The organism is Corynebacterium sp. H130, assembly GCF_037572395.1.
In the GTDB taxonomy this organism is placed as follows: Bacteria; Actinomycetota; Actinomycetes; order Mycobacteriales; family Mycobacteriaceae; genus Corynebacterium.
Map to the genome: position 1 here is coordinate 199,508 of NZ_JBBHLA010000002.1, position 23,355 is coordinate 222,862.

Annotated in this window: 24 protein-coding genes; 5 read left to right on the top strand and 19 right to left on the bottom strand. The window is 59.0% G+C overall.

Features of this window, described 5'->3' with window-relative positions:
* Positions 1-95 precede the first annotated feature (95 nt).
* Entirely contained in the window at positions 96-701 is a 606-nt protein-coding gene (locus WG939_RS04490; RefSeq protein ID WP_339983097.1) for an AMIN-like domain-containing (lipo)protein, read from the top strand.
* Here the strand turns inward: WG939_RS04490 and WG939_RS04495 are convergent.
* From WG939_RS04495 to WG939_RS04510, 4 genes are read right to left on the bottom strand one after another with little or no spacing between them, the layout of a single operon-like run.
* On the bottom strand, positions 698-2,194 hold the full coding sequence (locus WG939_RS04495; protein ID WP_339983099.1) for a Y-family DNA polymerase: 1,497 nt from the start codon (positions 2,192-2,194) through the stop codon (positions 698-700). The two genes, WG939_RS04490 and WG939_RS04495, sit on opposite strands and share 4 nt — an antisense overlap.
* Positions 2,195-2,203: 9 nt before the next feature.
* Positions 2,204-2,875, bottom strand: coding sequence for a hypothetical protein (locus tag WG939_RS04500; RefSeq protein WP_339983101.1), 672 nt, complete (start codon positions 2,873-2,875; stop codon positions 2,204-2,206).
* Positions 2,876-2,922: 47 nt separating this feature from the next.
* Positions 2,923-3,573, bottom strand: a complete 651-nt coding sequence (locus WG939_RS04505; protein ID WP_339983740.1) for a response regulator transcription factor — start codon at positions 3,571-3,573, stop codon at positions 2,923-2,925.
* Positions 3,573-4,733 carry a PspC domain-containing protein gene (locus WG939_RS04510; protein WP_339983103.1) on the bottom strand — a complete coding sequence of 387 codons (1,161 nt, stop codon included), beginning with the start codon at positions 4,731-4,733 and terminating at the stop codon, positions 3,573-3,575. The genes WG939_RS04505 and WG939_RS04510 overlap by 1 nt, the downstream gene beginning before the upstream one ends.
* A gap of 85 nt (positions 4,734-4,818) precedes the next feature.
* Between WG939_RS04510 and WG939_RS04515 the strand changes: the two genes are divergently transcribed.
* A complete protein-coding gene (locus WG939_RS04515; RefSeq protein WP_339983106.1) occupies positions 4,819-5,796 on the top strand; it encodes a PspC domain-containing protein in 978 nt (325 codons plus the stop codon).
* On the opposite strand, the gene WG939_RS04520 is transcribed toward WG939_RS04515, so the two are convergent.
* From WG939_RS04520 to guaB, 7 genes are all read right to left on the bottom strand, one after another.
* Complete coding sequence (locus WG939_RS04520; protein ID WP_339983109.1) at positions 5,793-6,587, bottom strand: oxidoreductase; 795 nt, start codon at positions 6,585-6,587, stop codon at positions 5,793-5,795. The two genes, WG939_RS04515 and WG939_RS04520, sit on opposite strands and share 4 nt — an antisense overlap.
* Before the next feature lie 89 nt (positions 6,588-6,676).
* Positions 6,677-7,747, bottom strand: a complete 1,071-nt coding sequence (locus tag WG939_RS04525; protein ID WP_339983112.1) for a hypothetical protein — start codon at positions 7,745-7,747, stop codon at positions 6,677-6,679.
* A gap of 99 nt (positions 7,748-7,846) precedes the next feature.
* On the bottom strand, positions 7,847-9,394 hold the full coding sequence (gene guaA, locus WG939_RS04530; protein ID WP_339983115.1) for a glutamine-hydrolyzing GMP synthase: 1,548 nt from the start codon (positions 9,392-9,394) through the stop codon (positions 7,847-7,849).
* Positions 9,395-9,403: 9 nt separating this feature from the next.
* On the bottom strand, positions 9,404-11,200 hold the full coding sequence (locus WG939_RS04535; RefSeq protein ID WP_339983742.1) for an amino acid transporter: 1,797 nt from the start codon (positions 11,198-11,200) through the stop codon (positions 9,404-9,406).
* 106 nt (positions 11,201-11,306) lie between these two features.
* Positions 11,307-12,452, bottom strand: a complete 1,146-nt coding sequence (locus WG939_RS04540; RefSeq protein WP_339983118.1) for a hypothetical protein — start codon at positions 12,450-12,452, stop codon at positions 11,307-11,309.
* 135 nt (positions 12,453-12,587) lie between these two features.
* Positions 12,588-13,730 (bottom strand): GuaB3 family IMP dehydrogenase-related protein, encoded by a 1,143-nt coding sequence (locus WG939_RS04545; RefSeq protein WP_339983121.1) that lies wholly within the window; start codon positions 13,728-13,730, stop codon positions 12,588-12,590.
* 11 nt (positions 13,731-13,741) lie between these two features.
* Complete coding sequence (gene guaB, locus WG939_RS04550; protein WP_339983123.1) at positions 13,742-15,268, bottom strand: IMP dehydrogenase; 1,527 nt, start codon at positions 15,266-15,268, stop codon at positions 13,742-13,744.
* A gap of 83 nt (positions 15,269-15,351) precedes the next feature.
* On the opposite strand from guaB, the gene WG939_RS04555 reads away from it, so the two are divergent.
* Positions 15,352-15,720: a DUF5319 domain-containing protein gene (locus tag WG939_RS04555; protein WP_339983126.1), complete on the top strand. Its 369-nt coding sequence runs from the start codon at positions 15,352-15,354 to the stop codon at positions 15,718-15,720.
* A 58-nt stretch (positions 15,721-15,778) separates the two neighbouring features.
* On the opposite strand, the gene WG939_RS04560 is transcribed toward WG939_RS04555, so the two are convergent.
* Together WG939_RS04560 and WG939_RS04565 are read right to left on the bottom strand one after the other, a co-directional pair.
* Positions 15,779-16,585, bottom strand: a complete 807-nt coding sequence (locus WG939_RS04560; RefSeq protein ID WP_339983129.1) for a hypothetical protein — start codon at positions 16,583-16,585, stop codon at positions 15,779-15,781.
* On the bottom strand, positions 16,586-17,149 hold the full coding sequence (locus WG939_RS04565) for a sigma-70 family RNA polymerase sigma factor (RefSeq protein WP_339983132.1): 564 nt from the start codon (positions 17,147-17,149) through the stop codon (positions 16,586-16,588).
* Between the two features lie 290 nt (positions 17,150-17,439).
* On the opposite strand from WG939_RS04565, the gene WG939_RS04570 reads away from it, so the two are divergent.
* Together WG939_RS04570 and WG939_RS04575 are read left to right on the top strand one after the other, a co-directional pair.
* Entirely contained in the window at positions 17,440-17,739 is a 300-nt protein-coding gene (locus WG939_RS04570) for a WhiB family transcriptional regulator (protein ID WP_156193158.1), read from the top strand.
* Positions 17,740-18,101: 362 nt separating this feature from the next.
* The gene (locus WG939_RS04575) at positions 18,102-18,539 is read left to right on the top strand and encodes a hypothetical protein (protein WP_339983139.1); all 438 of its coding nucleotides are present in this window, start codon (positions 18,102-18,104) and stop codon (positions 18,537-18,539) included.
* A 63-nt stretch (positions 18,540-18,602) separates the two neighbouring features.
* Here the strand turns inward: WG939_RS04575 and groL are convergent, their stop codons facing one another.
* The 6 genes from groL to tsaB all read right to left on the bottom strand — a co-directional run bounded on the left by groL (position 18,603) and on the right by tsaB (position 23,355).
* Complete coding sequence (gene groL, locus WG939_RS04580; protein WP_339983141.1) at positions 18,603-20,219, bottom strand: chaperonin GroEL; 1,617 nt, start codon at positions 20,217-20,219, stop codon at positions 18,603-18,605.
* 7 nt (positions 20,220-20,226) lie between these two features.
* Entirely contained in the window at positions 20,227-20,523 is a 297-nt protein-coding gene (groES, locus tag WG939_RS04585; protein ID WP_339983744.1) for a co-chaperone GroES, read from the bottom strand.
* Between the two features lie 227 nt (positions 20,524-20,750).
* Positions 20,751-21,170 carry a hypothetical protein gene (locus WG939_RS04590; RefSeq protein ID WP_339983144.1) on the bottom strand — a complete coding sequence of 140 codons (420 nt, stop codon included), beginning with the start codon at positions 21,168-21,170 and terminating at the stop codon, positions 20,751-20,753.
* A 93-nt stretch (positions 21,171-21,263) separates the two neighbouring features.
* The gene (tsaD, locus tag WG939_RS04595) at positions 21,264-22,277 is read right to left on the bottom strand and encodes a tRNA (adenosine(37)-N6)-threonylcarbamoyltransferase complex transferase subunit TsaD (protein ID WP_339983147.1); all 1,014 of its coding nucleotides are present in this window, start codon (positions 22,275-22,277) and stop codon (positions 21,264-21,266) included.
* The gene (rimI, locus tag WG939_RS04600; RefSeq protein ID WP_339983150.1) at positions 22,274-22,726 is read right to left on the bottom strand and encodes a ribosomal protein S18-alanine N-acetyltransferase; all 453 of its coding nucleotides are present in this window, start codon (positions 22,724-22,726) and stop codon (positions 22,274-22,276) included. The genes tsaD and rimI overlap by 4 nt, the downstream gene beginning before the upstream one ends.
* Positions 22,723-23,355, bottom strand: coding sequence for a tRNA (adenosine(37)-N6)-threonylcarbamoyltransferase complex dimerization subunit type 1 TsaB (gene tsaB, locus WG939_RS04605; protein ID WP_339983152.1), 633 nt, complete (start codon positions 23,353-23,355; stop codon positions 22,723-22,725). Before tsaB ends, rimI begins: the two co-directional genes overlap by 4 nt.

Here is a 23,355-nt window from a genome sequence, read left to right on the forward strand (position 1 = left end):
GCCTAACTGTTACCTGTGTTACGGGTGTTATCACTGTTTTGCAACGTTTTCCTTGAAAACTGCCTTTTGACAAGCGCACTCGCTACGGTGAAGGTATGACTGCCTTTTCTCGCACCCTTCAATTTGCTGCTGTGCTGACCGCTTTGAGCATTAGCGCCACGGCCCTTTCCGCGTGCGACGATGAAAAGTCGGCGACAGGCTCACAGGGCGGCTCCTCAATTCAGCAACAGGGCATTGCCAGCCCATCCGATATCGCCCCACTTGGCGAGGCCAATCCGACCATGAAGACGAAGTCCGTTGAGGCCCCAGCCAAGCTCGTCCCGGTGGCTATGCGCGCGGGCACCCACGAGGGCTTCGATCGCGTTGTCATCGAGCTCACCGGCGAAGGAACCCCGGGCTGGCACGTGGACTACACCCCACTGCCTACCCAACAGGGCAGCGGCCAGGAGATGAAGGTCAACGGTGACACCTTCCTCAACGTCAGCATCGACGGCACCACCTACCCCTTCGAGCTAGGCCTCCAAGCCAACGACCTCACTCCCGTAGCCGGCGAAGGCCCAGCCGTCGCCGAAGTGATTTCTGGAGGCACGTTCGAGGGCCGCTCCCAGTTCATCGTGGGCCTGCGTGGCGAACGTCGCCCGTACGCCGTCTCCTTCATCGAAGACCCGAAGCGCCTGGTCATCGACTTCAACCAGAACTAGTCCCACGACGCCTCCAAGCGCCACTGCCCCGCAAGCCACAGCACCAAGAAGGCTTGCGGGGCACTGTTGTCCTGCACGACGAGCTGCAGCCGCGCATACTTTCTCGCCTCATCCGGATCCCACCACCGCTCATCCACTGGCCAGGGACCGGCCCACGCCAGGACTTCCCAGCGCCTTTTCCCGCGCAGTAGCCACGCAGGTGTTTCGCTCAGTATGGCGTCCGCGGTGACGTGGATGGGGTGGCTGTGGGCGTCGAGAAGCTGCAGTTTGGCGGCGGGGTGGCTGGCTGCGCGCGTCGGCAAGGGCGACGGCAATGCCCCAAGCCACGGCCCCGGCGCGCGCTCAGGCGGAGCGTCCTCGCCGTACGGGACGAGCTCAACGCGCTCCGCGGGGCCACGCCCACCCGCCAGCCGCGGTTGCAACACCGCGTCCGTACCCAGCAGGGACTGCACCCGAGCCACCACGCGTCTGGCCTGCTCAGCGCGCTCATCCGACGCTCCCCACAGTCCCGCCCCCGCATCCGGGGCGCTAACCTCCAGGGGCTCCAGCGCCAGCGTCACGATCCCCGGAATCTGTCGCGCACTCAACCACCCATCAAGCTGCCACCGCACGCGATCCGCCGTCGCCGCCTCCGTGAGGGGCTCCCGCGTCCGCCAGATCCGCTCAATGCTCACGTCCGCTTCCGCGACCACCTTCAGGCGCTGGCACACCACCCCAGCACTTTTGAGCTTCTCGTGCAGCTTCGCCGCCAACATGCGCGCCAGGAACGCCGCCTCATCCACGCGCGTGATTGTCTCCTCCGGCGTCAAAGAAACCCGCAAGTCAGCGACGGGAAGCTCCGGCGCCACCTTTCGCTCCTCCCGCCCCTGCGCGATGCGCTGACACCGCATGCCAGCCCGCCCAAAGCGCGTGACGACGGCCGATGGCGGCACATCCGCCAGTTCCCCGAGTGTGCAGATCCCCAGCATGCTGAGTGCGTCCAAGGTCTCCGGATCGCAGCCGAGAGCCTCCTCTGCCTGCAATACCCCTAGGGGTTGCTCTCGGAGGAACGTCTTGCTCGCTTGTGGTGGCACTGCTGCACCTTGACGGGCGGCGATGATCGCGGTGGGGATCTCGTCCGCTACCCCGATCATGCAGTCCACGCCCTGAACAGCAGCGGCATCGGCAAGTAGTTGCACTGCCTTGTCCTCACTGCCATAGAATCGCCCGGCCGCGCCGGCATCGACCACCACCAGGCCTGGTCTCAGCACTTCCACGCTGGGGGCGATGCTTTCCATCTCCAGCACAACCACTTCAAACTCGCGGGCGTCCCGGTCCTCATCCCATTCCGCCAGCGTGAGCGCAGGAAACAGAGCCTGGGCCTCGCGCACCCGCATGCCACGTTTGATCCCCTTGGCGCGCGCCTGCGCATTGCACGCCTTCACCCGGTGATGCTGCGCAACCACCATGGCCGATGCCGCATGCGTGGGCCAATCCGGGAACCACACTGCCATGACCCGCATTTAGACCACTCGCAGCTGCGTTCGGGCAGCTTCGCCGACCCGCACTCGTCGCGCCTGCACACCCGTTTTCATGCGCAGCTGAACCTGAATATCAAAGCCACGGATACGGCCAGTACCTGGTCCGATGCCATGAAAACCCGAGACCTCGGCATCCATAGCTAGGTACGGGGACGGCGCGGTGAGATTAACCAACAGCAAGACAGCCTTCCCCTTGCGCAGCTTTCCGAGCAACGGGCGCGCCCGCACCGGAGACAGCTCAAGCTGCACCCCGGAGCGATAGATCACCACGTCCATGCCTTCACACAGCACGGCCACGGTATTCAGCGGGTCGGGGCCCGGGTCAGGAACAGTCACCACTTTATCCAGGCCCTGGCTAATCTCGGCGAGCAGCAAATCCGGCCACCCCACCACTGCCACGAAATTCCCATCCCGGACAGCAGTTCGAACAATTTCAACCACAAAGGCTGGCGTATTGCTACAGTGCACCACCGCCTTGCGCGGGAAACTTATCCCCAAGCCCTCAGGGGCGGAAATCCCCTCATCAGGAACAATATCCGGAGCGGGCGCCGCCCCGACAGCATCCATGCGCGCGCGAAGAACAGCAACGCGATCCGCCCGACTCAACTCGGAAAGATCGACCGCCACTTCCTCTCGAACACTTGTTCCCGTCACAGGGAATAGTATTGCGCAAGTCAGGGCCTCAATTCAAGTGCACTGACTTACGCCAAGTCATAGCGCTGCGCCCACCGCGTCAACGCATAACGATTCGACTGCTGCGTCTTACGCAAAATGTTCGACGCATGCGTTTCCACCGTCTTGATGGAAATAAACAGCTCCGAGGCGATCTCCTTGTAGGTGTAACCACGAGCGAGCAAGCGCAGCACTTCCAACTCTCGACGAGTCAGCGCATCCACCAATTCCGGCTGCTCATGCTGCTGTTCATCCACCACGCCAGCGCCCGCATGGGCATCAGGAGCCGCGAAGGCATCCAGCACAAAGCCGGCAAGACGAGGTGAGAAGACTGCGTCGCCCTCGTGGATGCGGCGGATGGCGTCGACAAGCTCGGCGCCATTGATCGACTTGGTGACGTACCCACGGGCACCCGCGCGGATGACGGAGATGACGTCCTCGGCGGCGTCAGAGACCGAAAGCGCCAGGTAACGCGGGGTTGGAGCGCCAGCAATGACGGCCTGACCACCGCCGTCCGGCATGTGGACGTCCAGCAGCACGACGTCAGGGTTTGCCTCCGCGATCCCGGCAATGGCTTCGGCTACGCCACCAGCCTCACCGACGATCTCCACCTGCCCCGAAATCTCGGCGCGCACACCAGAACGGAAGACAGAGTGGTCATCGACGAGGAAAACACGAATCATGCCTTCGATTCTACTGGCATCGTGATGTGGACCTCTGTTCCCTCACCAGGGGTCGACCGCACCACAGCCGTACCCCCGGCGCGCTCCACACGCCCCAGAATCGAATCCTTCACCCCATGACGATCCTCATCGATCTCCGCCATGTTGAAGCCCACCCCGCGATCACGCACAAAGATCTCCAGGTCACCGAACACTTCCGAATAGACGTCAATGGAGCTGACCTGCGCATGCTTCGCCGCATTCACCATCGCCTCGCGGGCAGCGAACACCGCAGCCTGCGTTTCCTCCGTCATCGGGGTATCCCCCACCGTGACCGGGGCAATACGAATGCCGAACAGGTCCTCGACTTCCCCGGCGGCAAGTTCCAAGGCTTGGGAAACGGTGGTGGATGAGGAGGTTTTACCGTCGAAAAGCCATTGCCTCAGCTCACGCTCCTGACCGCGGGCGAGGCGCGCAACCTCGACGGGGTCCTCGGAGCGCTTCTGGATGAGGGCCAGGGTCTGAAGGACGGAGTCGTGGATGCGAGAGGCGATCTCGGCGCGCTCCTCCGCCTTCGCCTTTTGGTCACGTTCTTCCGTCAAACGACGCCACATCTGCAGCAACAATGGAACAGCGAGAACGGCGGCGCCCACGATGGTGAACAGGACAGCGGTGAACGTCGCGCCGAAAACCGCAGGGTCGGCCCAGTTGATGGTGACGAAGAAAATGCCCGCGAGCACCAAGCCGACGCCCACCATGATGGTCACCATGTTGCGAGGCCGCAGCAGCGCCTCAATGCCCTGGTCATAGGCCTGCCAGGCCACCAACGCGCCCACGCCGACGATCACAGCCGGCACCAGCGTTGAGCCCTGGAAACCCGTGAAGGCGGAAAAACTCAAGACCGCAGCCGCGATGCCACCAATAACAAACGCCAGGTTGAGGCCCTTAGGAGTCTGTGTCCCCTCCGGGATCACGCACGAGGCTTCCTGCTCCTCGGTTGCAGGCTTGGTCATCATCCAGGTACCCATGTAAAAGACCAGGCCAAGGCCACCTAAAAGGCACGAGCCAAGCAGCACGAGGCGGATGGTGAGAACATCCAGCTGCAAATGCACAGCCAGGCCAGAGGCCACACCTCCCACCACGCGGTTGCGGGGCCGGAAAAACTTCGGGTACATCATGACTTACATCTTGGCATGACCCTGAACCTTTGAAATCGGTGGAAACCCTGATGTTTTTGGAGGAAGGGTACGCGAACATAAAAGTATGAACACGAATACAGTCAACACCATGTGGGCCACCCGCCCCGCCCGCATCCCATCGTCTCAGGGCGGCAACGCAAAGATCGCCGGCGTCTGCGAAGGCATCGGTGTCCGTTACCAAATCGACCCCACCCTGGTTCGCATCCTATTTGTGGCTGCCAGCCTCGTCGGTGGCGGTTTAGGCGTCTATCTCGTCGCTTGGCTGATCATGCCACGTTATTCCATGCAGTACTCGCCGATTGAGGCGGTGTCCAAGAACCTTGGCGAAGAGTACAAGAAGGAAAAAGAGACCGGTTGGTGGCTAATTATTGCGCTCCTCGTCTTCGGTTTTAGCGCCACGAGCACCAACGACGACCTGTTCGGTAGCAGCACAATTATCTCCCTCGCCCTAGCCTTCGCGGCCTGGTACTTCCTGCACACCAAGCAGCCGGAACCACCGCGCATTAGCAGCGATCTCATTGCCCCAGCCCCGGGCTTTCAAACCCCAACCCCACCATCGTGGGATCCGCTGGGCACCGTCCCTGAACTCTGGCACCTGCCGGAACCTGGCTCCATGGCGCCACCGGCACCGAAGAAGAAGTCCTACGGTTGGGTCTGGGTAGCCGCTGCTGTGGTGGTCATCGGCCTTAGTGGTGTGGCAAACCTTGCGATCACCTCTACAGATCCCGTCGAGGGCATCGACGATGTCACCGCCGTCGTTCGGACGGAGTCTGATCTGCAAAAGATGTATGAAAACGGCATCGGCAACCTCACCCTCGACATGAGGGAGCTTGCTCCACTAAGCCAGGACCGCACCATCAAGGTCGATAACGGCATCGGCAACGTCCACATCGATCTCCCGCAAGAAGTCCCGGTTCGACTCGAATGCAACAACGGAATCGGCGACACCAACTGCCAGCCAGGCACCCACAACCCTGGAAACGGCCACGTGCTCACCATCAAGGTGGACAACGGAATCGGCAATCTCCACATCGAGTACTAAGACATCGCGACCAGCTTGTCGAAGGCCCGATCCGGCAACACAGCCTTCAGTCCGACGAACAGCTTCGCACCCCTTCCTACTGTGTAGCGGGTGCGAGGCTTTTCTAATTCCACGGCCTTCACCAGCGCGTTCACCACAACCTGCGGCTTCGACAGCAATTTGCCGGAGTAGCTCCTACGCAGCGTCTTTGCCAAACGCGCTGCCTTTTCTTGGTACGGGCCGTTCGCACTACTCTGTTCCAAATTGTCAGCGGTGATGATGCCCCAGTTAGTTTTGATACCGCCGGGCTCAATCACAACAACGTCGATGCCGAATGGTTTCAGTTCCATGCGCATGGCATCAGACAAAGACTCCACCGCATACTTGGAGGCGTGGTACCAGCCACCAAACGGAATGGTCATGCGACCACCCATGGAAGAGACGTTGATGATGCGACCCTTACGCTGCGCGCGCATGCCAGGGATCACCAGTTTTGTCATTTCGGCCAGGCCAAACACGTTGACCTCGAATTGGTACTTGGCATCCTCGAGCGGGACCTGTTCCATCGGCCCATAGAAACCAAAACCGGCGTTGTTGATCAGCACGTCTACAGTGCCAATGGTTTCAATCACATCATGGCGCTGCTCAGCACTAGTGACATCCATGGCCTTGGTGTGGACGCCGAAACGCGCAAGCTCCTGGAGCTTGTCCACGGAGCGAGCAACTGCCCACACCTCGTGCCCCTTATTAGCGAGGGTCTGTGCGGCTTCGAAACCGATGCCACTAGAGGCACCCGTGATGAGGATCTTCATGGTGCCCAGGCTACTCGTACCCCCTAAGTAAAATTCGACATTTTATGCACCGAAACCGCCATCTGAAATCGAATTCTACTTACGGTCAGCTAGAAGAAAGGCTCAAGCTTAGGCCACTGGGAAGTGTCTAGCGTCGGCACGTCCTTGACTTCCTCAATCGACTCCGCGCTCACCTTAAAGGCGACTGAACCATTGGAAAACACCACGCTGTCCCCACGGGTATCCACTAGGTAGTCGCGCATCTTCGTCACCTTCTCGTCCGCCACCTCGTATTTGTGTTGCATCTTTCCTGGCGAGTAGTACGCGGAGACAGCAGATGACGGGCTGGCGAAGTTGATCGCTACTTGGTTCGCTCGGCCTTGTGGGTCCAACGGCTGATTCTGTTTGACCGGACCCGTATCCACTGCCGGGAGGGACGAACTCGGGCTCAAGCTGGTATCACAGATGAACCCAATTGTCCGTTGCCGGGAGATGTGACATTTGAGGGTCGTCTTCTTATCCATCGGGACCGTGAACAAGTAGGTCTGTGGCTCCAGCTTCTCATCCCACGGCTTGAAGTTAGCGTTGCCCATTGGCAGGTCGCTGCCCATATCGCTTGGCGGGTTGCTGCGCTTTAGATCAAGCTTGTAGTCCCCGTGACTTGTGTGGATCACGGGATGCGTGACGGCTTCAGGCGAAATCTCGAGAGGGAGCTGCTCATAACGAGCTATCTCGAAAGAGTCATGTTTCCGCTCTGCGCCAATCTTAATGGTTTTATCGGCCAGATTGACGTCCGAAACTTCGTAGTAGAACCTCGGCTCCTGATTCGGAATCATCTTGCCGTAGCGGAAGAAGATGACGGTTTCCGTAGGCCCGATCCCCATGTTGGCATTGTTGAGGTCTCCCCTACCACCTTGGAATTTCACGTAACTCAGTGGCGCACAAGGGTCGAACTTGTTTTCCTTGACGTCCACGAAGTAGTACAGCTCTTGGGTCTTCTGTCCGTCCTTGATCAGCGGTACTCGCTGCCCGGATGCCAAGTGAACCCCCAGATCGGTTTCCTTGAGATCCAGCTGCGGATTCTTACAGACCTCCTGTGGCTTACTTGAAGTCTCTTGCTGCTGCGCACAACCTGCCAGAATTAGACCCGCGATCGCCACCGCCGCAGCAAGATGCTTCATCAAAACCTCCAAGTTATAGGAATAAAGACCAAAAGGCCCACTTAACTGTCAGAGTACTCGATAAATGACAGTTAAAGTAGGCCTTTAGCTTTAGGAGGCTTACTCCCACTCGATGGTTCCCGGTGGCTTGGACGTGCAGTCGAGCACGACGCGGTTCACGTCAGGAACTTCGTTGGTGATGCGGGTGGAGATCTTCTCCAGGACGTCGTAAGGCAGGCGGGTCCAGTCGGCGGTCATAGCGTCCTCGGAGGACACTGGGCGCAGCACGATTGGGTGGCCGTAGGTGCGACCGTCGCCCTGGACGCCCACGGAGCGGACGTCGGCAAGCAGGACGACCGGGCACTGCCAGATCTCGTTGTCCAGGCCGGCTGCGGTGAGCTCGGTGCGGGCAATGAGGTCGGCGGCGCGCAGGGTCTCAAGGCGCTCTTCGGTGACTTCGCCGATGATGCGGATGCCGAGGCCTGGGCCTGGGAATGGCTGGCGGTTGACGATCTCTTCCGGCAGGCCAAGCTCGCGGCCGACGGCGCGAACTTCATCCTTGAACAGCAGGCGCAGTGGCTCGACGAGTTCGAATTCGACGTCGTCAGGCAGGCCGCCCACGTTGTGGTGGGACTTGATGTTTGCGGTGCCAGCGCCGCCACCGGACTCGACCACGTCTGGGTAAAGGGTACCCTGCACCAGGTAGCCAACCTCCTGGCCTTCCAGCACAGAAGCCACAGCGCGCTCGAAGGAGCGGATGAACTCCGCGCCGATGGCCTTACGCTTGGCCTCTGGCTCGGTCACGCCGGCCAGCTTTGACAGGAACGCAGCACGCTCGTCTACGGTGACAAGGCGGGCGCCGGTAGCAGCGACGAAGTCGTTCTCGACCTGCTCACGCTCGCCAGCGCGCAGCAGACCGTGGTCAACGAACACACAAGTCAGGCGGTCACCGATGGCACGCTGCACGAGAGCAGCAGCAACAGCGGAGTCAACGCCACCGGACAGACCACAGATCGCACGGCCTTCTGGTCCGACCTGCTGCTTAACCTTCTCGATCAGCTCTTCCGCAATGTTCGCAGGGGTCCAGTCCTGTGGCAGGCCTGCGATCTCGGTGAGGAAGCGCACGAGCACTTCCTGGCCGTGTGGCGAGTGCATGACCTCAGGGTGGTACTGCACGCCAGCCATGCGCTTTTCGACGCATTCGAATGCAGCCACCGGAGCACCAGCGGACTTCGCGGTAACGGTAAATCCTTCCGGAGCCTCATGGACGGCATCACCATGGGACATCCACACCTTGTGGGTGCCCAGGCCGTCGTGCAGGATGCCACCGAGGGATTCCATGTCGGTGCGGCCGTATTCGCGGTTGCCGGTGTTCGCGACCTTGCCACCCATCGCGTGGGTCATGGTCTGGAAGCCGTAGCAAATGCCGAACACTGGCAAGCCGAGCTCGAAGACTGCCGGATCGATCTTCGGCGCGCCGTCTTCGTACACGGACGAAGGGCCACCAGAAAGGATCAGTGCGGCTGGGTTCTTGGCCTTGATTTCCTCAATGCTGGCGGTGTGCGGGATGACCTCGGAGTACATCCGAGCCTCACGCACACGCCGCGCAATGAGCTGTGCATACTGAGCGCCGAAATCGACGACGAGAACTGGGCGATGTTGAGTCACACCTGCAGTTTAGCCCACGTGGACGTGTGGACGCGATTTGCCTGCTGGGTACTTCCGGCGAATGATTTCGTGCACAAGCGCTGCGTTTTGGCCACGTCCCACGAAGAGGAATCGAACCATGTCGCGGAATGGGGATCCCGGCGACCATTCGAAGTAAAGGTCCATCTCCACGTCGTGATGCTCGAAAATGTCCAATGCAATCGCAGCGATGGCGTTCGGGATCGCGGTGGCTTCGGTGCGAAGCACGCTGACCTCGCCGACCGAGTGGCCTTTAATCTTCAGCGGCGTGGCGAATTCGGAGGCGTCGCGCAGACCAACCTCCAGGAAAATCACCGGCTGATGAGGCGGAATGAGGTTACGGGAGCGGATCTTGTGCTCCTTGTATTCGTAATCCTCCACCGTGAAATCGCCTGCCCGGTGCGCGACGATCGCCATGCGACGTCCACAGCCAGCCGCATTGATCATGTTGTTCGCGGCGCGGTCGTAGTGGAACGTGGTGGTGCGGATTTCGAATGCTCGGTGAGCGCGCGAGGCCATGGACGTCACCACGATGCCCACGATGAACCACATCGCCACATGTAGGCCCTCAGGCCTTTCGATCATGTTGGTGATCATCGTGTAGATAAACACCAGCGCGATTGTGCCGTAAGCCAGGAACTTCCAGCGTTTGCCGTCGTTATGCCTCATGTCCCAACGCGCGGACAAGGTCACGGCGACGGCGCCGGAGGTCAGCAGGACCAGCACGCCAGTCGCGTACGCACCCGCCTGCTTTTCGACGCTCGCCTTGAACACAATCGTGATGAAGAACGCGAGCGCGGCGACGATCAGCACCATTGGACGGTTGCGCGATACCCATGCTGGCGCCATGCCATAGCGAGGCAGCCAGCGCGGAATGAGGTTCAAGATACCCGCCATTGCTGACGCGCCCGCGAACCACAGAATCGCTACGGTGACGAGGTCATATCCGGTGGAGAATACTTCGCCGAGGTACATGTGTGAGAGGTACGCGAGGGCGCGGCCATCCGCTTCGCCACCTTGCGTGGCGGCCTCTGCGGGGATCAGGACGGTGGTCACGATGGACGAAGCCATCAGGTAAACGCTCATGATGCTCGCTGCGACGAGCAGCAGTTTTCGGTCTGCCTTGATGCGTCCTTTGACACCATCCTTGGAAGCGATCTGCGGGATGACGGCGACGCCGGTTTCAAAACCGGACATGCCGAGTGCGAGCTTCGGGAAGATGATCACAGCAAGCAGCGCCATGCCCCAAGGGTTCGGGTACTGCGTGACCAGCGCATTCTTCCATTGAGAAATTAGCTCGGGATGCTGGAGAATTTCCCACAATCCCCTACCGATGACCACTGCGTTCAAAGCAAGATACGTGGTGACCAGGATGACGGCGATGCGAATCGCCTCGCTGAAGCCCTTATAGAACACGCCCGCGAGGGCCGCGAGCATACCCAGGGTCAAGGGCAGCATCCATGGCGATTCCGTCGTGCGAAGCAGGTGCGCGGATGCGTCAGCGGCCGACAGCGTCATAGTGATCATGAAGTCTGTAGCAGCGAAGCCCAACAGAATAAGAACAGCGAACTTGCCCTTCCAGCCAGGGATGAACCGCTGCAGAACAGTGATGGATCCCTGGCCGTTAGGCGATTCGCGCGCGATACGACGGTAGACAGGCACCGCACCGAACATGGTGATGGCAACCAGGATGATCGTTGCGAGTGGAGCGAGAGCCCCGGCGGCTACCAGGGCAATTCCGGGCGCGTAGCCCAGCGTGGAGTAATAATCGAGCCCGGTCAAACACATGACCTTCCACCATGGGTGGCGCTCTTCAGCCTTTTTAGACGACTTAACAGTCACCAGAGCAGTTCTACTCCTGGGGCACCCCAGCTACAATTTCAGGCTACTGCTTTTATTCGTACTTACTTGGGGATGCGCTATCGGACGAGCTAGCCGGCTGTTTTTGATTACCTTGCAAATGAACAATAACGAGGAACAAACACAGCACGAGCGTCACTGCAGGGATGCGATACATGGCATGCGGGTACAGCAGCAAGCGCCATCCAAGCATCGTCATCATGGCGACCTGACCGACCACAATGACGCCGAGCGCATCGAAGCGACGAAGTCCAATGATCACCGCAGCCACCATGAGCGCAGCAAATGCGAACAACACAGGGGTTGCAGTGGAACTGATTTCATTCGCCAGCAAGTTTTGGGAGCGCATGGCACCTGCGTAATCGAATGTTTCCAACCAGCCCTTGATTGGAGTTCCAACGTTCCCTGACTCATATTGACGCTGCTCTGGCGTGAACTGCACTGTTAGGTACTGGCGCCATGCGAGAAACGCGATCGGACCGGCTGCGAGATTGAGGTAGGTTCTCCATTCAATCTTTCGGGTACGTACAGTCTCTACCACAAGCAACAGCCCAAGGCAGGCAGGTACCAGCACCATTTGTTCCTTGGCTAGGGACAACGCAACGACGGCTAATGCGAGCAACGGGCTTTGTCGTTTTTCAAACCAAAGCAACAGCACGAGAGCCACGAGAAAGAGTTGGAATGGCTCTGTGAGTGCGGTCGTAGCTGCATACATCAGGCCGGGGCTGAACATGACGAGCAGTCCCCACCAGCGACTGACCCCAAAGCGGTCCGTTAGCAAGGTCATCAGAGCCGCTGCCCCAGCCATCGAAGCCAGGCTGAGAAGGAAGAATACTTCGTCAATCACTGATGGGTTTCCAATACTCAAAATAGCTGCGATCCACGAGTACATCGGGTGGCCATAGCGATACGCTGCGAGGTCGATCAGATCGTGCGCTTGCCCCGTAGCAAATGGATCGTGGGCCATCGCCCACAGGTAAACGCCGTCGTAGTGATCCGGCGGAGAGACGAGCTGAAACTTGGGATCTACTGAGGTGACCAATTTTGCGATCGGATCTGCGACCGAAATGTTTAGTAGCTGGCTCGTGTCGAATTTGGGCCGATGCGAGTAATACTGAGCCAGGAATGCCACAAAGGCGGTGAGCACTCCGTTGACTGCAGCGTGGACATATTTGTTCAATGGATCCCTCAGATACAGGTCTTAGACGATACATCCAGGGTAAGGCTTCTCCTACGTAACGACCATTTGAACAGGACTTTTCATGCAAAAATCGCCCAAGCCAGAGTGTGGCTTGGGCGATAACTGCTACGAGAACTACCGCAGCGACAGAGATACCTTCTGGAAGCTCTTCAGGTCGGTGTATCCGCACTTGGCGAGTGCGCGACGCAGGCCTCCAACAAAGTTGAGGTGTCCGAAGGCCTCGGTCGATGGGCCGTGCAGGACAACTTCGAGGGAAGGAGCTGGGCCGTCCTCGAGGTTTTCAGCGGTCACGAAGCCACGTGGGAAACGTGGGTGTGCAGCCACTGCTGGCCAGTAGTAGCCCTTGCCAGCAGCTTCCGCAGCCTGTGCCAAAGGCGCTCCGAGGACAACTGCATCGGCGCCACAGGCGATTGCCTTGACAGCGTCGCCAGAGGTTTCGATCTCGCCATCGGCGATGATGTGAACGTAGCGACCACCGGTCTCGTCCAGGTACTCGCGACGTGCGGCAGCGGCGTCGGCAATGGCGGTTGCCATTGGGGTTTCAATGCCCAGTGCGGCGGCGTTCGTGTTGTCGCCACCACCAACGATGATGCCAGCAGCACCGGCACGCATGAGGTGCATGGCGGTGGTGTAATCGCCCACGCCACCTGCGATGACAGGAACGTCGAGGTTGCCGATGAACTCCTTGAGGTTCAGTGGCTCCCCGCCTTCCTGCACGTGCTCCGCAGAAATCAGGGTGCCCTGGATGATGAGCAGCTCCGCGCCAGCCTTGATCACTACTGGGGCGAGTTCGCGGGCGCGCTGTGGCGAGACACGAACGGCGACGGTAGCGCCGGAAGCGCGGACCTGAGCAATGCGCTCGGAGAGCAGATCAGTGTCCAGTGGTGCTGCGTGCAGCTTTTGGAGCAGGGCGATTGCCTTGGAGTTCAGGATGTCAGTGGAGAGCAGCTCTTCACGGGCAGCCTCAACCACCTGTGCAATTGCGCCCTCGAGGTCAGCGTGGCGTCCCCACAGGCCTTCGGCGTTAATGACGCCCATGCCGCCCTGCTTGTCCATCTCAATAACGAACTCTGGGGTTGCCAGAGCGTCGGTTGGATGGGACATCACTGGGATGTCGAAGGTGTAGGCATCGATGTTCCAGGTGGTGTCAACGTCCTTGGAGGAACGGGTGCGGCGGGCCGGGATGATGGAAATGTCGGCCAGTCCGTAGGAACGGCGTGCCTCACGTCCGATGCCAATTTCAACGATGTCTCGCATGTCTGCTTCCCTTAGCGCATGTAGTAGTTAGGAGCTTCGACAGTCATCTGAATGTCGTGTGGGTGAGATTCGCGCAGACCAGCTGCGGTGATCTGGACGAAGCGAGCCTTCTGCAGCTCCTCCACCGTTGCAGAACCGGTGTAACCCATGGCGGCGCGCAGGCCACCAACCAGCTGGTGGATGATGGTGTCGATGTTGCCACGGAATGGTACGCGACCTTCGATGCCTTCCGGAACGAGCTTCTCTTCGCTCTTGACATCTGCCTGGAAGTAACGGTCCTTGGAGTAAGAGCGCTTCTCGCCGGTAAGTCCTCGGCCCTGCATAGCGCCCAGGGAGCCCATGCCACGGTACATCTTGTACTGCTTGCCGTTCACGACGGTGATCTCGCCTGGAGCTTCAGCGGTACCAGCGAGCATGGAGCCAAGCATGACGGTGGAAGCGCCGGCAGCCAGTGCCTTAGCGATGTCACCGGAGAATTGCATGCCACCGTCAGCGATGATTGGCACGCCAGCCTTCTGAGCTGCAGCTGCGGCTTCCATGATGGCGGTGATCTGAGGTGCGCCGACACCTGCAACAACGCGGGTGGTGCAGATGGAGCCTGGGCCAATGCCAACCTTGATGGCGTCAGCGCCAGCGTCGATCATGGCCTGGGCAGCGCCACGGGTAGCGAGGTTGCCGCCGATGATCTGAACCTTATCTCCGAAGCCCTTCTTCACGCGGGCCACCATGTCGAGCACGCCACGGTTGTGAGCGTGTGCGGTATCGACAATGAGGACGTCCACGCCGGCGTCGACAAGCGCGCCCGCACGTGCCCAGCTGTCCTCGCCGGTGCCGATGCCCGCGCCGACCAGCAGACGACCGGAGGCGTCCTTGGAGGAATCTGGGTACATTTCCGTCTTGACGAAGTCCTTGACGGTGATCAGGCCAACGAGCTTGCCCTGCTTATCGACGATCGGGAGCTTCTCCACCTTGTTGGAGGAAAGCAACGAGAGGGCTTCTTCCTTGGAAACGCCCTCTTCTGCGACAACGAGTGGCATTGGGGTCATGACTTCAGCGACCTTGCGGGTCATGTCCTGTTCGAAGCGCATGTCGCGGTTGGTGCAGATACCGACGAGCTTGCCTTCGCCGTCAACCACTGGGAGGCCAGAGATGCGGTAGCGGGCGCACAGTGCGTCAACCTCGCCGATGCTCATGTCTGGGGAGCAGGTGATCGGGTTGGTCACCATGCCGGATTCGGAACGCTTGACGATCTCGACCTGCTCAGCCTGGTCCTCGGTGGACAGGTTGCGGTGCAGGACGCCCATGCCACCCTGGCGGGCCATGGCGATGGCCATGCGTGCCTCGGTGACGGTGTCCATGGCTGCGGACACGATTGGGGTCTTCAAGCGAATTTCGCGGGTAAGCTGGCTGGAGGTGTCAACGTCGGACGGGATAACGTTGGACTCGTCCGGAATGAGCAGGACATCATCGAAGGTCAGGCCTACCAAAGCGACCTTGTTTGGATCGTCCCCACCAGTTGCCACGCGGTTGTCAGTCATCTAGTCCTCCTTGCAAGCAGTCAATTGATACCTAGACTAGTGCTTTCCCAGCATTTAGGTTAAATCAAGGTAAGGTTTGGACTGTGAATTTTGACGGCATGCCTCTTGACCCCTTCGCGGACGATCCCAACGATCCCGCGTCCTTTCTTGAGCCCGACGACGAGTTCCCACCGCTGACTATCGACGAGCGCGCTCATATCCTGGAAGACCTCACCCTGTTGGAAAAGTTCCAAGCCGTACTGGAACCGCGCGGAATCCAGGGCATCTTCTTCTTTTGTGAGGACTGCGAGGAACCGCACTATTACAACTGGGAGATCATGAAGGACAACATGCGGTCCCTACTTGGAGGCCAGCAGGGTCCTGTGCATGAGCCGAGCATCAACCCGGATATCAACGCGTATGTGCCGTGGGACTACTGCCTGGGTTACCTCGATGGCATGAACCACCGCTAACCAAAAATCTCGGCCCCCATTTTGCTAGGGGCCGAGATTTTTGGTTTCCAGGAGGCTGTTAAGAGGAAGGAGTTGGGTCAGCCGACTGCGACGGAGTTTCGGTTACTGCCGACGAGGTAGGCGCTGCGGTCTGCGATGGTACCGCCACCACGGTGGTTGGCTTAACGACGGTCACCGTTACGGTCTCCACCTCGGTCAGGATGATTGGAGTCTGTGGCTCGGCTGGCTCGCGAGACGTCGTCGTGGCTACCGAGGTCTCCACGGAAGTAGCAGTGGTGGAGACGGACTGCGTCACGGTGGTAGGCACCTCGACGATGCGTGCTTCCAGCTCTTCGATCGCACGCTGGGTGGACTCGCGGTCCTTGGCGTTGACTGCGTCGGCAAGCACGCGGGCGCGCTCGAGCACCTGCATCGCGCCTTCAACGTCACCCTGGGCGTGGCGCTTGTCCACTTCATCCAGTGCGCTTGCCAGGTCCACGACAGCGGCATGCTCGCCGAACATCGCAACCTTTGCGCCCCACAGTGGGGACTCTGGGTTTGCGTTGTACACGGCTCCGCCGGTGCCTGCGATCAGCAGGGTGGCTGCAGCTGCGCCAACGAGGCCAGACATAAATGGCGAGATGCCACGGCGACGGCGTTCACGACGCTCATCCAAGGACGCAACCTCTGGCAGCAGCTCATCGACGGATGGCGGCGCAGGAATTGGTGCATTGACCTCGTGATGCAGCGAAAGCATCAGCTCCGCCAACGGGTCAGCGCCGTTTGACGGGTCTACGCCGCGCGAAAGGTCATCAAGAAATGCGTCGGTAGCGAACAGTTCATCGAACTGCTCGAACCCGCCTTTCCCTTCACGACGATCGGTCATTTAAAAATCCTGTCCATCCAATTGCTTCCTTAGGCTAGCGAGTGCTCGGTGTTGAGCAACTCGAACAGCGCCAGGGGTGCTACCAACAATCTCAGCGGTTTCCTCCGCTGAAAGACCCACAAAAACGCGCAATGTCACGATTTCGCGTGCCTTCTCATTTAATGAATCGAGAAGATCACGAACTCTGTTACTTGCGTCGCTGACCAGCGCATATGACTCGGGTGATTCGTGTTCTACCGCAGAATCTGGCACTTCATCTGTCGGGTTAGATAAATCTTTGGCAAAGGCGCGATGGGCATCGGCAACCTTGTTGGATGCGATGCCGTACACGAATGCCATGAATGGACGTCCGCGATCAACGTAGTTGCTGACCGAGGTTGCCACAGCGAGCAGAATTTCCTGGGTGACATCGTCGGCAGTTGGGTGTTTGCCGCCACCAATGCGGGCGCGGGCATAACGCAAAACGGGTGGGTGAATGATCGCAATGATGCGCTGGAGCGCCTTGCGATCTCCCTCAGCGGCTAGCGGCACAAGTTCCGCTAGTTCCGCTTCAAACTCGTTCACGTTGTCTACCTTCCCGGCATTTTTGGCAATTGGGCCAACAACCCATTCTTACCCATGGCACGAAAAATATTGAATTCTATGACCGGCATTAGACCAAATTGTAATAAACCACACCTGCGCAAAAAGTTCACCAACAGTTAATCTTGCCACATTTCCCCAGGTAACGGCAGGTTATGTAACCCAAACGAGACCTAGGTCAACTCGAATTCATTTATCAGGACACCATTTGTTTACCAAGAGGCTTAAAGATCTCTGGCGTAGTTATCAATCCATAAACAGGAGGAACTCACATGCCGCAGCCTAGCCAGCTCCCGGGCCCAAATGCAGACTTTTGGGATTGGCAGCTTCACGGCGCTTGCCGAGGCGAAGACTCAGCAGTTTTCTTCCATCCAGACGGAGAGCGTGGTCGCGCTCGCACCCAGCGCGAAAACCGCGCTAAGGCTATCTGTCGCGAGTGCCCAGTACTCACCCAGTGCCGTCGCCACGCCCTTGAGGTAGCCGAGCCATACGGCATTTGGGGTGGCCTCTCCGAATCCGAGCGTGATCTTCTCCTGCGCCCTCGTCGCAACAACCGCCGCATGGTCGTCTAACACTCCCATAGCAACTTTTCCTGTCCTGGAAGCACTGCGGCAATCCGATACAGTCGACGCAATCCCAAAGCCAAGTCGATACACGGCTAAACCAGGCACAATTCCCGAAGCACCCGTGGCCAAAAATCATTGTCAATAATCGAGACAAGCAGTCCTAAATGTCGTAGGCTACCCGTGGAGCGTTTACTTCTCGATGGGCAGCGCCACAATGTCGCGACGTCGCGAGGACTTATTGGGGTGGCGTCGTGGCAAGGCATCATAAGAATTATTTCGGAATTGTGGGTGGATAATTGATCAGGCGCATTTCCACCGCATTGCTTTTGTTCACGATACCTTTGTCCGTCGCGGGATGTGGGAACGCTATGGACACCAAGTTTATTGGACAAACCGCAATAGAAAAGGTAGACGACACTACTATAAAAGTGATGGTCAATCCATGTGGCGCGCCAATGACTGACGTGTTCAATGACAATGTCATCCCTGAACCGCCAACACCTCGGCCGAGCGAAAAGTTCGGAAAAGGCATCCGATTCGAATCTCCCAAGTCCGAGGAATTCGAATTGACCTTTTCACTCGACCCTAATTCCCCTGAAAGTCTCGAAATATTTACTCGGGATCTTGGTGAGATAAACATTTTCACCGTAGCTCGAGGGGAAGACACGAGAAGTTTTGGAGTTTATGCCACGCGGGATGAAATCCTAGGCCTGAAAGACGACGAATTGATAATTGGAAAACACGAGATTTCCAATTACGAGGAATTCAAAAAGTGCCACGAGACGTTCAAGAAAGGTTGGTTTTAACGAAGATAAGGCCTGCTCGCGATCTCAACTCGCCAGCAGGCCTTACCTGTTTAGAACACCAACCTAGTGATGATGGTGGTGGTGAGCAGCTTCTGGCTGCTCCTCTGCAGGCTTTTCGACGACAGAGGCTTCCGTCGTCAAGACCATGCGCGCTACGGAGGTAGCGTTCACCACTGCGGAGTGGGTGACCTTCACTGGGTCGATGATGCCCATTTCTAGCAGGTTGCCGTACTCGAGGGTAGCGGCATTGAATCCCTGGCCATTAGGCAGTTCTGCGGTCTTTGCGACGACCACAGAGCCGTCGATACCAGCGTTGGTTGCGATCCAGTAGGCAGGCTTCACCAGTGCTCGGGACAGTGCGAGAACACCGACCTTGGCGTCGCCTTCGAACTGCTCGGCGTATTCCTTGAGCTCGGAAGCGATCTGCACGAGGGCAGAGCCACCGCCTGCGATAACGCCTTCCTGAGCAGCTGCACGAGCTGCGTTGATGGCGTCCTCGACGCGCAGCTTGCGCTCGTTGACCTCAGTCTCGGTGGCTGCGCCAACCTTGATGACGGCGATACCACCGGACAGCTTGGCAAGGCGCTCTTCAGCCTTTTCCTTATCCCAGGTGGAATCGGTGGTTTCGATTTCGCGTCGGATCTGCTCGCGACGAGCCTCGACAGCCTCAGCAGTGCCGGCGCCGTCAACGATGATGGTCTGATCCTTGGTGACGGTGATGCGACGGGCAGCACCGAACATGGACAGATCCGCATCGCTCAGATTGATGCCAACCTCAGGGTCAATGACGGTTGCCTTGGTGACAACTGCAAGGTCATCCATGAACGCCTTGCGGCGATCACCGAAGTAAGGGGACTTCACTGCAACGACCTTGAGGGTCTTGCGGATGGAGTTGACCACCAACATCTGAAGTGGCTCACCCTCGATGTCCTCGGCGATAATCAGGACCTGCTTGCCGGACTCAACGATCTTCTCCAGCACTGGCAGGAAGTCAGGGAGAGAGGAGATCTTGTTGCGAACGAGAAGAACCAGGGCGTCGTCGAGCACTGCCTGCTGCGCATCAACATCGGTGATGAAGTACGGAGACAGGAAGCCCTTTTCAAAGGACACGCCTTCGGTGACGTCCAGGACAGTCTCAACAGACTGGGACTCTTCCACGGTGACAACGCCGTCCTTGCCCACCTTTTCCATTGCGCCAGCGACCATGTCACCGATCTCGGTGTCACGGGAGGAAACGGTAGCTACGTTGGCGATTTCAGCTGCGGAGGAGACCTCGGTGGCGCGCTGCTGCAGCAGCTCAACAACCTTCTCGGCGCCCGCAGCGATGCCACGGTTGAGCTCGATTGGGTTAGCGCCAGCGGCAACGTTGCGCAGGCCTTCCTGGATCATTGCCTGAGCCAGCAGGGTTGCGGTGGTGGTGCCGTCGCCAGCGATGTCGTTAGTCTTGACTGCCACGGACTTAACCAGCTGTGCGCCAAGGTTCTCGAACGGCTGATCAAGGTCGATTTCGCGGGCGATGGTTACGCCGTCGTTGGTGACGGTTGGGCCACCGAAAGGCTTGTCCAGAACCACGTTGCGACCACGTGGGCCGAGGGTGACCTTGACAGCGTCGGCAAGCGCGTCGACACCAGCCTGGATGCCCTTGCGTGCTTCCTCGTCAAATGCAATAAGTTTTGGCATTCAAGGCCTACTTTTCGATGACAGCGAGCACGTCGCGCTGGGACAGGATGAGGTACTCCTGGCCCTGGTACTTGATCTCAGTTCCGCCGTACTTGGAGAAGATCACGATGTCGCCTTCCTTGACATCCATAGGGATGCGGTCGCCATCTTCGTCGAAGCGGCCAGCGCCCACGGCGATAACGGTTGCCTCCTGTGGCTTCTCCTTAGCGGAGTCAGGGATGACCAGGCCGGATGCGGTGGTGGTCTCAGCCTCGTTGATCTGGACGAGGATCTTGTCTTCCAACGGCTTGATGTTTACCACGATTAAAGCTCCTTGTGAGTGTTAGATGTGCCGGTTGCGATGCCTGCACAGCCGTCGTCGCGGGTGAACAACTGTGTTCCAAACAACCTACTGGCACTCTACCCTTCCGAGTGCCAGCTCTCAACAAGGGGAAAAGTTTCCCGTCTTTGGACCGGGAAAATAACAAAACCCCAGGTGGCCGAAACCATTGGCGGGAAAGATTTCCCACCGACCTGGGGTTTGGTGAAATCCTACTTATGCAGGTTAATCACCGCGTCGCGCCAGAGCTTGAAGTCCTCAGGACCGTCCTCACGGTAGTTGCGGGCTGCCCGGATACCATCTTCGACGCGCTCAATGTCAGCGTCGGTGACATCGGTGCCGTCAGCGCCGACGAAGATCACTGGGCCACAGATGGCGGAGGTTGGGTCGGTGTAGAAGGCGGAGTTGCCGGTTGCAGCCTCGTTCTTGGCCATGGAAGCAACTGGGTTAGGCTCCGCGCCCTCAGCGCGGGCGTCCTGTGAGTACAGGGCGGCCAGGGTGGTGCCGTCTTCCTGGAAGGCGACCGAGACTCGATCACTGTCAAGGCGGCCCAGGAATTGAGCTGCATGGTCGAGTTCAAATTCGATCTTGCGGCTCGTCAGGTCAGGATTAACCAGGTAACCGATGGTCATGAAAAGCTCCCAGAAACTAGGGGGGAAGTATTTACGATCTTTAATGATACATGGGTTAATTCAATGTTTTCCCCTGGTTAATCAACATTTCATCTACACCTGTGGCACTTCAACTTCCAGCGAAGGATCACAGCCCACAATAAGTGATGATGGCTCCGCTCCTTCCGAAATGAGGGAGCATGCCAAAGCTGCGATCATGACGCCGTTGTCCGTGCACAGCTTGAATCGTGGCACCCGCAGTTCGATACCGGCAGATGCGCATCGTCGCTCTGCCAGGGAACGAAGCCGCGAGTTTGCAGCCACACCTCCACCAAGCAGCAGAACCGAAGCTCCGGTGTCCTTGCAGGCCTGCACCGCCTTCTTAGTCAACGAGTCACAGACCGCTTCCTGGAAAGACGCGCACACGTCCTCCACCACGATCTGCTCCCCTGCCTTTTCCGCAGCCTCCACATAGCGCGCGACAGCGGTCTTGAGGCCGGAGAAAGAAAAGTCCAGAGAATTCGGGATGGCGCGCGGGAACTTGATGGAAGGCGTTCCCTTCGCTGCCAAGCGATCAATGACCGGACCGCCTGGGTATCCGAGCCCCAGGAGACGAGCCACCTTGTCGTAGGCTTCACCAGCGGCGTCGTCAAGCGTGGCCCCAAGCTCCTTCATCGGCGCCCCGACGCTGGAAACCTCCAGGATTTGGGTGTGCCCGCCGGAGACCAACAGCGCGATCGCGTGCGGCAGCGGCTCACCCTCCAGGTTCGCTACGGCCACGTGCCCACCCAGGTGGTTCACGCCATAAAACGGCACGTCCCAGGCCGCCGCGTACGCCTTAGCCGCGCTCGCACCGACGAGCAGCGCACCTGCCAGACCAGGGCCAACCGTCGCGGCCACCACATCTGGCTTCTCGACGCCAGCTTCCGCAAGCGCTGCGCGCATCACCGGCTGCATCGCCTCCAGGTGAGCACGGGACGCGATCTCGGGAACGACGCCACCAAAGCGGGCGTGCTGCTCCATGGAGGAAGCGACCTGGTCGGCAAGGATTTCCATCTTGCCGTCTTCCAGCTTGATGATGCCCACGCCGGTTTCGTCGCAGGAGGACTCAATTCCAAGAACAATCATTTCCGTGGCTCCCGTTTCATGGTGTAGGCGTCTGCCCCTGATGGCTGATAGTAGTTCTTTCGGATCCCTAGCTGCTCGAAGCCGTACTTTTCATACATCTTGATGGCCGGAATATTGTCAGTGCGAACCTCGAGGAAAATTGGCCCGTTGTAATCATCGGCAATGGCCGTGAGCTGGTCCATGAGCTGCGAGGCGATGCCTCGGCCTTGAAATGACGGATCCACGCCGATCGTGTGAATTTCGAATTCCGGATCGTGCAGCGAACCGAGCAGTGCGAGCCCGGCGTAGCCGACCAAAGTTCCTGCTTCCTCAAATCCGATGTAGTGATTGGCTGGTTGCGCGAACTCCGTCAGAAAGGCCTGCTCAGACCACGGATCATCACCGGGAAAAAGCAATTGTTCAAGCTCCGCGCAGCGAGCGGCGTCCTTTGGTTCTAGCTTGCGGATCACAGCTGAACATCCGGGATAGCTGAACTTTTCGGCTTAGCTGCAGGCTCCTTTGCATCAGGACGGCGCAGATAAAGCGGAGTGAGCTTTTCCGGGCTGCTGAAATCCACCAGCGATACCAGGGACTCTGGCGTGGGGTACACGTCATGAGTGCCGCTGAGATGAGCGCTTAAGTTGCTCGGCACGTTGACAGAATCGAAACCATCTGTTGGCACGTCTGCGTAGGCGTTCACTTCCGGTCCCGACGTCCGCTTTCCATCCTCATAGGTTGCCCAGTACACCTCGCGACGACGCGCATCGCTGGTCACCAGCGCCTTGCCGGGCAGCTGCGTGGCCATGGCATCGAGCGAACACACTCCGTACACCGGAATCCCGAGCGCATCGGCAAACGCTGCACCGGTGGCCATGCCAACACGCAAGCCGGTGAAAGGCCCCGGGCCTGCACCAACCACAACCGCGTCCAGGTCTTGGAAGGTCTTTCCCGCCTGTTGCAGGGCGCGCTGCGTTGCCACAACGAGCTGCTCATTATGGTCGCGGCACTGGAGCAGAATGGTTTCGCCGACACTGTGGCCGTCTTCAACGACGCCCGTGACAACGGTGGAGGTGGAGGTATCAATCGCAAGCACTAACAC

Bases quoted from the DNA above. Each gene is read 5' to 3' on its own strand.
- WG939_RS04490 (WP_339983097.1), top strand. From the start codon at position 96: ATGACTGCCTTTTCTCGCACCCTTCAATTTGCTGCTGTGCTGACCGCT.
- WG939_RS04515 (WP_339983106.1), top strand. From the start codon at position 4,819: ATGAACACGAATACAGTCAACACCATGTGGGCCACCCGCCCCGCCCGC.
- WG939_RS04525 (WP_339983112.1), bottom strand. From the start codon at position 7,747: ATGAAGCATCTTGCTGCGGCGGTGGCGATCGCGGGTCTAATTCTGGCA.
- groL (WP_339983141.1), bottom strand. From the start codon at position 20,219: ATGCCAAAACTTATTGCATTTGACGAGGAAGCACGCAAGGGCATCCAG.
- guaB (WP_339983123.1), bottom strand. From the start codon at position 15,268: ATGACTGACAACCGCGTGGCAACTGGTGGGGACGATCCAAACAAGGTC.
- WG939_RS04560 (WP_339983129.1), bottom strand. From the start codon at position 16,585: ATGACCGATCGTCGTGAAGGGAAAGGCGGGTTCGAGCAGTTCGATGAA.
- WG939_RS04590 (WP_339983144.1), bottom strand. From the start codon at position 21,170: ATGACCATCGGTTACCTGGTTAATCCTGACCTGACGAGCCGCAAGATC.
- WG939_RS04520 (WP_339983109.1), bottom strand. From the start codon at position 6,587: ATGAAGATCCTCATCACGGGTGCCTCTAGTGGCATCGGTTTCGAAGCC.
- WG939_RS04510 (WP_339983103.1), bottom strand. From the start codon at position 4,733: ATGATGTACCCGAAGTTTTTCCGGCCCCGCAACCGCGTGGTGGGAGGT.
- WG939_RS04535 (WP_339983742.1), bottom strand. From the start codon at position 11,200: ATGTGTTTGACCGGGCTCGATTATTACTCCACGCTGGGCTACGCGCCC.
- WG939_RS04495 (WP_339983099.1), bottom strand. From the start codon at position 2,194: ATGGCAGTGTGGTTCCCGGATTGGCCCACGCATGCGGCATCGGCCATG.
- tsaD (WP_339983147.1), bottom strand. From the start codon at position 22,277: ATGATTGTTCTTGGAATTGAGTCCTCCTGCGACGAAACCGGCGTGGGC.
- WG939_RS04570 (WP_156193158.1), top strand. From the start codon at position 17,440: ATGCCGCAGCCTAGCCAGCTCCCGGGCCCAAATGCAGACTTTTGGGAT.
- WG939_RS04545 (WP_339983121.1), bottom strand. From the start codon at position 13,730: ATGCGAGACATCGTTGAAATTGGCATCGGACGTGAGGCACGCCGTTCC.
- WG939_RS04575 (WP_339983139.1), top strand. From the start codon at position 18,102: ATGGACACCAAGTTTATTGGACAAACCGCAATAGAAAAGGTAGACGAC.